The organism is Moraxella ovis (assembly GCF_900453105.1).
GTDB lineage: Bacteria > Pseudomonadota > Gammaproteobacteria > Pseudomonadales > Moraxellaceae > Moraxella > Moraxella ovis.
Window position 1 is genome coordinate 1,149,115 of record NZ_UGPW01000001.1, and the last position, 12,764, is coordinate 1,161,878.

Below are 12,764 nucleotides of genomic sequence, written 5' to 3' on the forward strand. Positions count from 1 at the left end.
TAAAATCAATCAACCAATGATCTTAAAAGACTGAAATAAGAACAGCAGGGTGAATGCTAACAAGAATGCGATACCTGCGATGGCGTACCATTTCATGACCGGTGTTAGTTTGTTTTCGCTTTTGATGAGTGAGTAGTTTAGGTAACCAAAGATAGGCGCGGTAACGAAAGCGCTGATCATGGCGAATTTTAATAATGCGGCCAATTGACCCATAAAGAAGGCAATCAATACATAACCTGCGATCGCGGTGAATGTCGTCCATAGTTTGACATACTTTTCAGACAATAGGGTGTCGCCTGATTTAATCAGTGATAGGCTCTCTGCGTTGGTACGTCCATAGCCGTCGATACACGTGATCACCGTGCCGAACATGCACAAAAATGCAATGAAGGTAACAAGCAATCTTGACCATTCGCCGATGGTCTGCGTGTACATCTCGATCAGCTGACCAACATAGGCGCCGCCTTGCATGGCAATCTCTTTGCCTGAGCCATATTGTACGAATACGCCAAGCGCCAAGAAAAATAGCGCCAAAATCGCCGATGTCATATAGCCTGCATTGAAGTCAACCATGCCTTGATAGCGGCTGGTGTGATCGGTGCGGATTTTCTTGGATGTCCAAACCGATGTGATCGCTGAGAATTCTAGTGGCGCAGGCATCCATCCCATGAGTGCGATTATAAAGCCAAGCGTTGCCAGATTCCAAGGCGACGCCTCAATAAAATCAGGCTGCATCACAGGAGGCTTGTCCACGGCAACCGCGACTGCGGCAATGGTTGCGACAGTCAGCGCCATGATGATCCACTTGGTAATGTTATCAAGTGCTTTATAGTGACCAGCCACCAACAGCACCCACGATGCAATCATAACCCCCGCCGCAAGTGGTAATGTGCCAAGCTCGAACGGCAATAAATGACCTAAAATCACAGCACACAGCAGGGCGACCGCACCCGTACTGATGATGCCCGACATGGTGCACAGAATAAAGAAAATCCATAAGTAAACACGTGATTTTTTGGCGTAGCCGACAACCAAGCTGTCACCAGTACTGTAAGCATATTCGGTACCGAATCGATAAAATGGGTACTTAAAAACGTTCGCCAAAATAATCATGATGGCAAGCTGCCAACCATAAAGCGCACCAGCTTGCGTTGATGAAATCAGATGCGAACCGCCGATTGCTGCTGACGCCATCAGAATACCAGGACCAAACGCACGCCAGTTTAACGTTTTGCTCGTGCCTACTTGTGATAAATCTCTCATAATCTACCAAATTCCAAAAAATAAAAACAACATACTAAAACAAAAGCGCAAGAAATACCATCAATTCAATCATGAATTATTGTAATGCCAAATCAGACTAACGGTTTTTAATGGGCAATATAAATCAAGCATGGCGAATATGGATCATAAGATTGGTGGATTTATTAATAAAATGATAGTATAAACTAAGATAAAAATGATTTAATTAAAGGTCGATAAAAGCTTCTATCACTATTTTTATTATTTAACATAATATAGATTATGCGAAGTATAACTAATCGGTTCTGGTAATTTTGGACATTCGTAATTTTAAATGAATCACCTGTAAGGTCCATTAGTTTACACGGTTTTTAATATCAGATTTACCCATTTACCAAAAACTACACATTATTTATAGATTTGTTTTATAATAGCTTTGATTCCATTTACTTTATTTGGGAATTAATCATGAAAAAATTTGCCGCGTCAGCTTTTGTTTTAGCCTTTGTAAGCCTTACTGCCCACGCCCAAAGTCTACCTGTCGATCCAGATGCGCGCCTTAGTTTTGGTGTGAATGTCGGCTACACCGCCAGCGCTTATAAAGCTGATAATACAGTTGGCTTTGCTCCACAAGGTTTTTATGACAATAACCGCTGGTACATTGAAGGTGGCGAATTGGGCTTTTATCCTTATAAAGACAATAAACATCATGCGCGCATCGGCGTCGGCTATGATGGGCGTAGCTTCGATCCAGATGATGCTGATGATGAGATTAAAGGCTTGGATGAGCGTAAAGCCTCCGTCCTTGCACATGCCAGCTACATGCACATCACGCCAATTGGTGGATTCAAGGCCAAAGTTGCTACCGACGTTGGCGGTCGTCATGATGGTACGGCTGTGACCTTGTCGCACGTTAGCCGCTTTAATGTAGATAAATTCACCATTTATCCATCATTTGGCGCGACATGGCGCGACAAGAACTACAACAACAACTACTACGGCGTGACTGAGCGTGAAAGCGCACGCACTGGTGTACAGGCTTACCAAGCGGATGATGGCATCAGCCCATTCATCTCTGCGATGGTCAATTATGACATGAACAACAATATCGCCCTATTTGCCAATCAGCGCTTTGAATGGCTGTCATCAGCCCAAAAAGACAGCCCAATGACTGATGGTAGTATCGAGAGTACAACTCGCCTTGGTGTGAATTATAAGTTCTGATAAACCACAAAAATCCGCTCAATGTTGAGCGGATTTTTGTTTAATTAATTGGCTGTAGGGTTAATTTTTCGGCCTGTTGGACGGCAGCACGAGCAGCGATGCGTTTTGCCCATTTTTGGACATTTGGATAATTGTCCACATCCAAGAAAGTCGCCGCATCATAACTGTCCGTCACGTATAATTTACCTAATACCAACCAGCCATACCAAGGATAAATCGCCATATCTGCAACGCTGTACTCGTCAGCTGCGATGTAATCATGATTCGCCAAGTGTTGATTTAGCACATCAAGCTGACGCTTGGTTTCCATTGTGTAGCGGTTGATGGCGTATTCGATTGGCTCCGGCGCATAAGCATAAAAATGCCCAAATCCACCACCCACAAAAGGCGCAGAACCCATCTGCCACATGAGCCAAGACAATACTTCGGCATTCTTGGCAGCATCTTTTGGTAAAAACTGGTCGTATTTTTGGGCAAGGTATAACAAAATCGCCCCGCTTTCAAAAACATTTACAGAATCATCGCCAGTATGATCGACAAGCGCAGGAATCTTTGAGTTTGGATTGATTTCAACGAAGTCTGAACCAAACTGATCGCCCGCCATGATATCAATCTTATAAGCATCAAAATCAAGCAAACCTTGAGCCTTTAATTCCTCTAGAATGATATTTACCTTAACGCCATTTGGAGTGCTTAGGCTGTATAGCTGATACGGCTTATCGCCGCTTGGTAATGTCTGTTCATGTCGTGCGCCGGCGGTTGGTCGGTTCGTGCCGCCAAATTTGCCGCCCATATTAATGGAATTAATATCCCAAACTTTTGGGGGTATGTAGGTTGTCATGATAACTCCTAAGATTGATATATTGATGAATTTATCGTAATTTCAATATAATTATATATTAATTACTTTGTGTAGCTTGATTTATTTTAAACGCTTGCAAACACCGCCATAGCCATTTTCAAAATAAAAACGTTGCGTGTCTTTATCATCGAATGCCACATAATGCCAATTGTTCTCTTGAAAGCTTTCAACGATGTATTCTTGATATTCGGCGGTTTCGCTGTCATCTACTCTAACGAGCCCACCTGGCAAGAAGTAATACTGCTTATAATAATCCAAGCTGTTCAAGCCATCCATATGTAGCTTATCACCCTCTAGGCGCCAGTTGTAATGTGTCTCGATAAATTCTAATGTGGGGCTAGATGGGCTTTGATATATTATCTCATTATATTCATCGGCCGTGCCATCAGCGTGGTAACGCATTAGACCTTTGTTCTTTTGGCCTTGATAATCGATCTGGCATAACCAATCACCAACCACATCAGCACGTGTAAAGCTCATCGCATGACTTGGCAGTGCCAAAGCCATCAAGATGGCACTTATTAATAATCCTCTCACTGATACTCCTTATTCGTGTGTCATCATCGTTCATGGGTGAATTAAAGTACGTGCTTGCAATAACCCTGTTCTACAAGCAAAAAATCTTCCTCTACAGATGTGTAGATATAGGTATTCTTGTCAATAAATTTAATCTTTGATGACAGATCATCAACCATAGATTTCTCTAATTCGGCACGATTGATGACGGTGTTAAATATCATAAAACCATATTTTGATATGCCTGTACTTTCTTCGTCATAGTTTGGCATGTCCACTTCATAATAACTGATAACAACATCATAGAAGCTCATGACATCATCATCGAGCGCCCACTTAGAGATGAGTTTTGTCTTGTTGATTTGATAATATTCAGACGCCTCATATCATCAAAATACATCACGGAGTTTTCGCTATGTGTGCCATCCGCTCGATTCTCGATGACGGATTCGGCACGAAACTGCAATCCTGGATCATGATCATAACATTCTCATTTGCCGATCAAATCATCCTTAGTAAAGGAAATGTCTGCAAAAGCTGTATTGCTGATGCAAGTCGAAGTAATCACAGCTAACGTCAATGATTTGAAAAATAACTTCATGCATAAGTCCAAGCAAAAAATTTAGTATAGCCAAACAATGCCTATTTTACAATCATCCATACACAAAAAAGGCGGCATGACACCACCTTTTTTGTTTGTTTTTATTAAAGCAAGATTTTACGCGGGTCAGCCAACAGCTTAGCAATATAGCGAGTGAACACCGCCGCATCCGCTCCGTTAATCGTACGGTGGTCGTACGATAGAGACAACGGTAGCATAAGACGTGGCTCAAACTCTTTGCCGTTCCAGCGTGGCTGATAAGTAGATTCAGAAATTCCCAAAATCGCCACTTGCGGATGGTTGACAAGTGGTGTGAAATAAGTACCACCCATGTTGCCTTGGCTTGAAATGGTGAATGACGCACCTTGCAAGTCTTTGGCAGACAGTTTCTTATCACGGGCTTTTTTGGCAAGCTCGCCAATCTCAATGGCAAGCTGGCGAATGCCTTTGGCTTGGGCATCACGAATCACAGGCACAATCAAGCCATCATCAGTCGCCACTGCAATACCCATGTTCACCGATTTACGGATAATCATTTGGGTGTTGTCATCCGACACGTGGCTGTTGAATTTAGGGTGCTGGGTCAGAGCATACGCCACCGCCTTAACGATAAACGCCAAAATGGTAAGGCTGACGCCTTGTGCCTTAAACTCGGCTTTTAACTCGTTACGCATGGCTTCGGTGTCGGTAATGTCCGCCAAATCAAACTGCGTAACCTGTGGCAAAAGCGTGTTTAGGTTAAGCTGCGGAATAGAGACTTTTTGTAGGCGCGTTAGATCAACCGTCTCAATCTCACCCCAGATTTCTTTATTGCTCATGTCAGGCAGTGGTGGCAAGCTGATCGCTGGACCGCTTGCAGCAGGTGCTGCTTTTGGTGCAGCTTGCGCACCCGTCATCACCGACTTGACATAGCCGAATAGGTCTTCTTTTAGGATGCGACCGTGGGCAGCTGTACCTTTGACGGTGCTGATGTCTACGCCCAGTTCACGTGCAAGCTTACGTACCGCAGGCCCTGCGTGAGCGTCTTTGGCTCGTGCGTTAACTTCTGCTTCTGGCAGTTTGGCGCTGCTTGATGATGCAGGTTTTGGCGACTCATCTTGGACAGGTGCTTTTGGCGCTTCTTGTTTTGGTGTATCTTTTGGCGCAGCTTCTGCTTTGGGTGCTGCCGCCCCTTCTGCCTTGATGACAATAAAGGCTTGACCATTAGATACACTATCACCAGCATTGACTAAGATCGACTCGACCACACCACTGACAGGTGCTGGCACTTCAACCGATGCTTTGTCAGATTCTACCAACAGCAGTGGCTGATTCTCTTCCACTTGATCGCCAACGCTCACCATAATCTCAGCGATCTCAGCACTATCAACACCTAGATCAGGTAGATTATGGGTTTGGCTACCACCAGCAGGTGCAGACTGAGCTGATTCGGCAGGCTTAGCCTCTTCTTGAGCAGGGGCTGGTGCTTCTGATGTCTTCGCTGGTTCGTCGTTTGGGCTTTCAGAAGCTGCCGCGCCATCCGAAGCTTCAACGCTAAGTAAGACGCTGCCTTCGCTAACACTGTCGCCAACATTGATGGCAATGCTGGTTACCTTGCCAGAGATAGGCGACGGTACTTCTACCGACGCTTTGTCTGATTCTACTAGGATAATGTTGTCATTTTCGTTGATGATGTCGCCAACTTTAACCAAAATTTCGGCGACTTCAGCACTATCTACACCCAAATCAGGGGCTTTAATTTCCATTGATCGTCTCCTTATTTAGGTTCTGCGACATTGTTGTCATTTAGGATCGGTGCATCTGCTTTATTTTCGGCACGCCCTTCGCTGCTGATGGCGTCATCAGAATCTTCCACAAAATCTGGAACTGGCGTTGGGTTTTCGTTCACGGCAGCGGCAGGCGCATCCGGGAAATAATCATAATGCGGCTGTGGTTGCCATGCAGGTGCTTGATCCACATCGATGTCAAAGCTGTTGATTGCATCTTGAACCAGACGAACATCGATCTCGCCTTCATCAGCCAACTTCTTCAGTGTCGCCACGACAATGTGTTCAGCATTAACATGGAAGAAGTTGCGCAGCTGCTCACGGCTATCAGAACGACCAAAGCCATCCGTGCCCAAAGTGGTGTATGGGCGACTGTCAGGTAGCCAGCCACGGATTTGCTCTGAGTAGTTACGCATGTAGTCAGTTGCCGCGACCACGATGCCTTGATGTGAAGCAAGCTGTGAAGTTACCCATGGGGTCTTAGCTTCTTGGGTTGGGTGCAGACGATTGTAGTCGTCGCATGCCATGCCATCACGAGTCAGCTCGTTGAAGCTGGTGACGCTCCACACGTTTGCCTTGATGCCAAAGTCGTCATTTAGGATACGAGCGGCTTTTTGAACTTCGCGTAGGATAACACCAGAGCCCAGAAGCTGAACTTGGCTTGAGCCATTGTCTTCTAGCAGGTACATACCGCGTTTGATACCTTCTTCGACACCTGGTGGCATGGCTTCGTGCTCGTAGTTCTCATTCATCAGTGTGATGTAGTAGTATACGCGCTCACCTTCGCCATACATGCGTTTTAGACCGTCATGCATGATAACGGCAAGCTCATAGCCGAAGCAAGGATCGTATGTAACACAGTTAGGCACGGTGCCAAATAGAATGTGGCTGTGACCATCTTGGTGTTGTAGGCCTTCACCGTTTAGCGTGGTACGTCCTGCAGTCGCCCCGAACAAGAAGCCTTGTGCCTGCATGTCGCCAGCCGCCCAAGCTAGGTCGCCCACGCGCTGGAAACCGAACATTGAGTAGTAGATGTACATCGGAATCATCGGCAAGGCGTTGGTTGAGTAGCTGGTTGCAAGGCTAATCCAAGAACTCATCGCGCCTGCTTCGTTGATACCCTCTTCTAGCATGTGACCGTCTTTGGCTTCTTTATAACCCATCAGTGCTTCAGCGTCTTCAGCGACGTAGTTTTGACCGACTGATGAATAGATACCAAGCTGACGGAACATGCCTTCTAGACCGAACGTACGTGCTTCATCTGGTACGATAGGCACGACATATTTGTTCAGTGCTTTGTCTTTTAATAGTGCTGACAATAGACGCACGAATACCATTGTGGTCGATTGTTTTTTGCCTTTTGAGCCTTGTAGTACTTGATCAAAGATAGACAGCTCTGGGATTTGTAATGGTGTGTGACCACTACGACGTGCCGGCAAGTGTCCGCCCAATGCTTGACGACGACCCATTAGGTATTTGTATTCTGCTGAATCTTCTGATGGACGATAAAATGGCAGCGTCTTAAGATCTTCATCGGTAAATGGCAGATCAAAGCGATCGCGGAAGTATTTTAGACCACTTTCGTCAAGTTTTTTGATTTGGTGGGCTTTGTTAACCGCTTGGATTTGGTTTGATAGACCATAGCCTTTGACGGTTTTTACTAGAATAACCGTTGGCTGGCCTTTGGTTTTCATGGCTTCAGCATAAGCAGCATAGACTTTTTTCGGGTCGTGACCGCCACGGTTTAGACGCTGAATCTCATCATCGGACAGATCTTTTACCAGTTCTTCAAGCTCTGGGTATTTACCGAAGAATTCTTTGCGGGTAAATGCACCATCACGCGCTTCGTACAGCTGATAATCACCATCAACCACTTCTTCCATGCGGTGTTTTAGTACGCCTGTGGTGTCTTTAGCAAGTAGCGGATCCCAATGATCACCCCAGATCACCTTGATCACTCGCCAGCCTGCGCCGCGGAATACAGATTCTAGTTCTTGGATGATTTTGCCGTTACCGCGCACAGGACCGTCTAGACGTTGCAAGTTACAGTTGATGACCCAGATTAGGTTGTCAAGCTTCTCACGGCCTGCCATTGAGATCGCACCCAAGCTTTCAGGTTCGTCCGTCTCGCCGTCGCCCAAGAATGCCCATACTTTGCGGTCTTCGTCTTTGATGAGGCTGCGGTGCGTTAGGTATTTTTGTGCGCGTGCTTGGTAGATAGACATCAATGGACCAAGGCCCATCGATACTGTTGGGAATTGCCAGTAGTCAGGCATCAAATATGGGTGTGGATAGCTTGATAGACCTTTACCGCCCACTTCGCGGCGGAAGTTTTTGAGTTGGTCTTCGCTTAAGCGCCCTTCTAGGAATGAACGCGCGTACATGCCTGGTGCGCCGTGACCTTGATAATAGATCATGTCGCCGCCAAAGTTCTCATCAGGTGCACGCCAAAAATGATTAAAACCTGTCTCATACAGTGTCGCAGATGATGCGAAAGTCGCCAAGTGACCACCCAGCTCATCGTCATTTTGGTTAGCACGCATCACCATCGCAAGCGCATTATAACGAATCAATGCGCGCAGCTTACGCTCCATGTGAAGGTCGCCAGGATAGTTCGGCTCATCTTCAGCAGGAATGGTATTGATATAAGCAGTGTCTAATCGGTTAAACGGTAAGCCTTCTTGTACCGCCATGTTGTATAGTGCTTTTAGTAGAAATTGAGCGCGTTCTTTATCAGCGTTTTTGATAACCGAGGCGAATGCGTCAAGCCACTCTTGGGTTTCGACATGGTCGGCATCTTTATAATAAGTGGTCATAAAGGTATCCTAATTAAAATTTAGCCAAATATTGGCGGTGAATTTAAAATGTACAATCGTCGTCGCGTTGCCAGTCAAGTAAATTACACGTCTTTTATGGCAAAATGATGAAACTATTAATAGCACACTTTAAAGATCATTTATATTATAAAGGCTTTTTCCAAAAAAGTTTATCGTTTTTAGAAAATGAAAAAATTATCAATATTTTTTTAAAAAATACTTATTTTAAATCAATTCATTATGGCATATTTTTATATTATAAATAAGAATTATACTTATTTAGAGTCATTTTATTGCCATTACAAGAACCGACAAACCCATATATGGTCTGTCGGTCATAGATCATGCCCAAATCAATCTTCAGTGGATTGGATTTGGATGTAATTTTGAATGCCGATGTCTTCGATTTTCTCTTGTTGAGTCTCAAGCCAGTCTTCGTATTCTTCGTTACCGTCTTTTAGTCTGATCAACAGCTCACGAGAAACGAAATCGCGTTTTTCGGTGCATACGCCGATGGCATCAACAAGCACGTCATGCTTACGTTTCTCTAGACGTAAATCACATGCCAAAATCTCTTCTACGTTCTCACCGATGAGCAACTTGCCAAGCTCTTGCAAGTTCGGCAGACCTTCTAATAGTAGGATGCGTTCAATAAGCTCATCAGACCATTTCATCTCTTGGATGGACTGCTTATAAAATGCGTCGTTTAGCTCTTTAACGCCCCAATTCTTCACAATGCGTGCATGCAAGAAATACTGGTTAATCGCGATGAGCGACTGACCCAGCACGCTGTTAAGTGCGCGGATGACTTCTTTATCACCTTTCATGGTTACCCTCCTAACAAATGTCCAAATTTAGCAATCTGCAAGTTAGTGTGCAGCGCCAACCATTTTCGGTTCAGCAGTCTGGCTTTGTAGGTAGTTTTGAAGACCCATAAGCTCGATTAGGCGAAGCTGTTTTTCTAACCAGTGCGCGTGATCTTGTTCGGTATCTTCTAATTGGCGCACCAGCATATCACGAGTGACATAGTCGCGCTCAGCTTCACAGATGGCGATACCTTCTTTTAGATGCTCTTGAACGGTGTATTCTAAGTTGAGATCAGACTGTAGCATGGCAGGCACGTCAGCACCAATGTTAATCTCGCCCACTTGCATGTTAGGTATGCCGCCTAGCATGATGATGCGATTGATGATAAGGCGTGCATGCAGTGTCTCATCTTCCATCTCGTGATAGATGCGATCGTGCAGCTTGCCAAGTTCCCATTCCGCATACATTTGAGAATGGATAAAATATTGATCGCGCGCGCCTAATTCGCCAGTTAATAGAAAGTTTAGATAATCAATGACTTTTTGAGAAGATTTCATCTGTTGCTCCTGTTTGTGTTAAGAATACAAGACGATGGATGTAGCTACCCATCATCAAGTTGAGTATATATTAACATAAATACGACAAATATCACCCTAATAATTGTATAACAAATGAACTGATAACGGAATGCAATCTGCGAATGGCTCTCACATTGAGAACGTATTTAACTGAGGTTTTGACATAAATTTAAGATAAAATCATTCTCAAATAGGTATTATAAGTATTTGATTTCACTAATATAAATAAAAGAATAACAGCTCACAATAGCAAGCTGTTATCATTTAAGGATAATTTTATTTTATTAGTTTAATAATGATTATCGATTAGTAGGATCAATCAATAAGAATGATTGTCACATGGATGCGTCCTGCATTACTTATAGAAATATTAGCGCAACATATTTAACTTCAATTAACCTGCCATGACATCAATCACAGGCAAGCTGGCTTGATGTTCGTCAATCAGGTCTTGCACCATAGGCACACAACAGCCGCAGCAAGTGCCGACCTGTAATGCATCTTGAAGACCTTGTAGGGTGTTGATGCCTTGGGTCATGGCGGTGTTGATTTGAGTGTCTTTTACATCGTGGCAGATACATACGTACATGATGGTCTCCTGTAATAAGCGGTGATTGACCGCCCTTCCTCATGCTAATGATAAAAATCAAAGCCCGTCATTGATTTGATGAATACTATAACAGGAACAATTCTTGTTTTCAACATTTTTTAAGAATTTTTCTTATTTAATAAAGAAAACAAATAACAATCGCATTAATGGTAAATAAAACAAAACATTCCTGACTATTTTAGTCGGAAATGGATGAATATATCAGTATGTAAACAGATTTATTTTATGGCATAATATCGCTGATAATTTGTCTATACCTAAAATCTTAAAAAGGAATTCGCATGATTAGTGTTTTTGATTTATTTAAAATTGGCATAGGCCCTTCAAGCTCGCACACGGTCGGACCTATGGTGGCGGCGAACCGATTTCTAGAATTGCTTGGTGACGATGTGCATTTGGTCAATAGCATACGGGTGGATCTGTATGGTTCACTGTCCGCCACGGGCAAGGGACATGCCACAGATACCGCAGTGATGTTAGGATTGCTCGGTCATCAGCCGCGCACCATGGACACGACGAAGACGGATGATTATTTAGCGCCCATCATGAATGATGGTGTCTTGCTGCTGGGCGGTGTCAGGCAAATCTCGTTTAACTATGGCAGTGACATCGTCTGGTATGATGAAGTCACCCTGCCCCATCATCCTAACGGCATGAGCATTAGTGCTTTTTTGGATGATGATAAAATTATCTCGCAGACTTATTACTCTATCGGCGGCGGCTTCGTCGTGGATAAGGATGAGATCATGGCTGATGAGCCCATAGATGAAGACATTAATTTTCCTTATCCTTTTGAAATGGCGTCAGAGCTGTCCGCCATCTGCGAAGCCAAATCTCTAAACATCGCCGAGCTCATGATGCTAAATGAATCAGTAATTCGCCCAGAAGAAGAGATTAAAGACTATCTAACCGAGATATGGGAGGTCATGCAGGCATGTGTAACCCAAGGCTGTCAAAAAGATGGCATCTTGCCAGGCGGGCTTAATGTCAAACGACGCGCCAAGGGTCTATATGATCAATTATCCAAAGAATATGGCCGCTCTTCTGATGGTGGCCTTTTGGCGATGGACTGGGTGGATTTGTATGCCTTGGCGGTCAATGAAGAAAACGCTGCAGGCGGTAAGGTCGTCACCGCGCCGACCAATGGTGCCGCAGGAATCATTCCTGCTGTACTGCACTACTATCGTGGTTTTATCCCGTCGTTCAGCCATCAAGGGGTGCGTGAGTTCTTATTGGTGGCAGGTGCGATAGGCGCGCTCATCAAACACAACGCTTCAATCTCAGGTGCAGAAGTCGGCTGTCAAGGCGAAGTGGGTTCTGCCTGTGCCATGGCGGCGGCTGGCTTGGCTCATGTGATGGGCGGGTCAGTTGCGCAGTGCTTGAACGCTGCTGAGATTGGGCTTGAGCATAACTTAGGTCTTACCTGCGACCCGATAGCAGGATTGGTGCAGGTGCCTTGCATCGAGCGCAACGCCATGGCATCGGTTAAGGCGATCAATGCGGCGCGTCTTGCACTTCGAGGCGATGGCTCGCATCATGTGTCACTAGATAAAGCCATCCTGACCATGAAGGAGACTGGTCGCGACATGATGGATAAATACAAAGAAACCGCACGCGGTGGTCTGGCCGTCTATGCTGATAGTCGCATTCCTACTGCCAGCATTGGCATTAATGTGGGCTTTAGTCAATGCTAAAATGTCGATAATACTAATATTTCACCCAAACAAAAAGATCTCTAATTG

The 12,764-nt window shown here is 44.7% G+C and carries 11 protein-coding genes; 2 read left to right on the top strand and 9 right to left on the bottom strand.

The window, feature by feature from the left end; genetic code table 11:
* Positions 1-9: 9 nt before the first annotated feature.
* Entirely contained in the window at positions 10-1,263 is a 1,254-nt protein-coding gene (locus DYD54_RS05510) for an NRAMP family divalent metal transporter (RefSeq protein ID WP_063514080.1), read from the bottom strand.
* Positions 1,264-1,710: 447 nt separating this feature from the next.
* Between DYD54_RS05510 and DYD54_RS05515 the strand changes: the two genes are divergently transcribed.
* Complete coding sequence (locus tag DYD54_RS05515; protein WP_063514081.1) at positions 1,711-2,466, top strand: MipA/OmpV family protein; 756 nt, start codon at positions 1,711-1,713, stop codon at positions 2,464-2,466.
* A 40-nt stretch (positions 2,467-2,506) separates the two neighbouring features.
* Here DYD54_RS05515 and yghU read toward each other — a convergent pair whose 3' ends face one another.
* The 8 genes from yghU to DYD54_RS05555 form a co-directional block, all read right to left on the bottom strand.
* Positions 2,507-3,307 (bottom strand): glutathione-dependent disulfide-bond oxidoreductase, encoded by an 801-nt coding sequence (gene yghU / locus DYD54_RS05520; RefSeq protein ID WP_063514082.1) that lies wholly within the window; start codon positions 3,305-3,307, stop codon positions 2,507-2,509.
* An 81-nt stretch (positions 3,308-3,388) separates the two neighbouring features.
* Entirely contained in the window at positions 3,389-3,865 is a 477-nt protein-coding gene (locus tag DYD54_RS05525) for a hypothetical protein (RefSeq protein WP_063514083.1), read from the bottom strand.
* Between the two features lie 41 nt (positions 3,866-3,906).
* Positions 3,907-4,158 carry a hypothetical protein gene (locus DYD54_RS05530; RefSeq protein ID WP_063514084.1) on the bottom strand — a complete coding sequence of 84 codons (252 nt, stop codon included), beginning with the start codon at positions 4,156-4,158 and terminating at the stop codon, positions 3,907-3,909.
* 391 nt (positions 4,159-4,549) lie between these two features.
* Entirely contained in the window at positions 4,550-6,190 is a 1,641-nt protein-coding gene (locus DYD54_RS05535) for a dihydrolipoyllysine-residue acetyltransferase (protein ID WP_063514085.1), read from the bottom strand.
* Between the two features lie 11 nt (positions 6,191-6,201).
* Complete coding sequence (gene aceE, locus DYD54_RS05540) at positions 6,202-9,027, bottom strand: pyruvate dehydrogenase (acetyl-transferring), homodimeric type (RefSeq protein ID WP_063514086.1); 2,826 nt, start codon at positions 9,025-9,027, stop codon at positions 6,202-6,204.
* Positions 9,028-9,380: 353 nt separating this feature from the next.
* The gene (bfr, locus tag DYD54_RS05545; RefSeq protein WP_063514087.1) at positions 9,381-9,854 is read right to left on the bottom strand and encodes a bacterioferritin; all 474 of its coding nucleotides are present in this window, start codon (positions 9,852-9,854) and stop codon (positions 9,381-9,383) included.
* Positions 9,855-9,896: 42 nt separating this feature from the next.
* A complete protein-coding gene (bfr, locus tag DYD54_RS05550) occupies positions 9,897-10,391 on the bottom strand; it encodes a bacterioferritin (RefSeq protein ID WP_063514088.1) in 495 nt (164 codons plus the stop codon).
* A 415-nt stretch (positions 10,392-10,806) separates the two neighbouring features.
* The gene (locus DYD54_RS05555; RefSeq protein ID WP_063514089.1) at positions 10,807-11,001 is read right to left on the bottom strand and encodes a (2Fe-2S)-binding protein; all 195 of its coding nucleotides are present in this window, start codon (positions 10,999-11,001) and stop codon (positions 10,807-10,809) included.
* A gap of 302 nt (positions 11,002-11,303) precedes the next feature.
* Between DYD54_RS05555 and DYD54_RS05560 the strand changes: the two genes are divergently transcribed.
* Positions 11,304-12,716, top strand: a complete 1,413-nt coding sequence (locus DYD54_RS05560) for an L-serine ammonia-lyase (RefSeq protein WP_063514090.1) — start codon at positions 11,304-11,306, stop codon at positions 12,714-12,716.
* Positions 12,717-12,764: the final 48 nt, after the last annotated feature.

Excerpts from the sequence above, each read along its gene's own strand:
- DYD54_RS05510 (WP_063514080.1), bottom strand. The coding sequence starts at position 1,263 with ATGAGAGATTTATCACAAGTAGGCACGAGCAAAACGTTAAACTGGCGT.
- DYD54_RS05515 (WP_063514081.1), top strand. The coding sequence starts at position 1,711 with ATGAAAAAATTTGCCGCGTCAGCTTTTGTTTTAGCCTTTGTAAGCCTT.
- yghU (WP_063514082.1), bottom strand. The coding sequence starts at position 3,307 with ATGACAACCTACATACCCCCAAAAGTTTGGGATATTAATTCCATTAAT.
- DYD54_RS05530 (WP_063514084.1), bottom strand. The coding sequence starts at position 4,158 with ATGAGCTTCTATGATGTTGTTATCAGTTATTATGAAGTGGACATGCCA.
- DYD54_RS05535 (WP_063514085.1), bottom strand. The coding sequence starts at position 6,190 with ATGGAAATTAAAGCCCCTGATTTGGGTGTAGATAGTGCTGAAGTCGCC.
- aceE (WP_063514086.1), bottom strand. The coding sequence starts at position 9,027 with ATGACCACTTATTATAAAGATGCCGACCATGTCGAAACCCAAGAGTGG.
- bfr (WP_063514087.1), bottom strand. The coding sequence starts at position 9,854 with ATGAAAGGTGATAAAGAAGTCATCCGCGCACTTAACAGCGTGCTGGGT.
- bfr (WP_063514088.1), bottom strand. The coding sequence starts at position 10,391 with ATGAAATCTTCTCAAAAAGTCATTGATTATCTAAACTTTCTATTAACT.
- DYD54_RS05555 (WP_063514089.1), bottom strand. The coding sequence starts at position 11,001 with ATGTACGTATGTATCTGCCACGATGTAAAAGACACTCAAATCAACACC.
- DYD54_RS05560 (WP_063514090.1), top strand. The coding sequence starts at position 11,304 with ATGATTAGTGTTTTTGATTTATTTAAAATTGGCATAGGCCCTTCAAGC.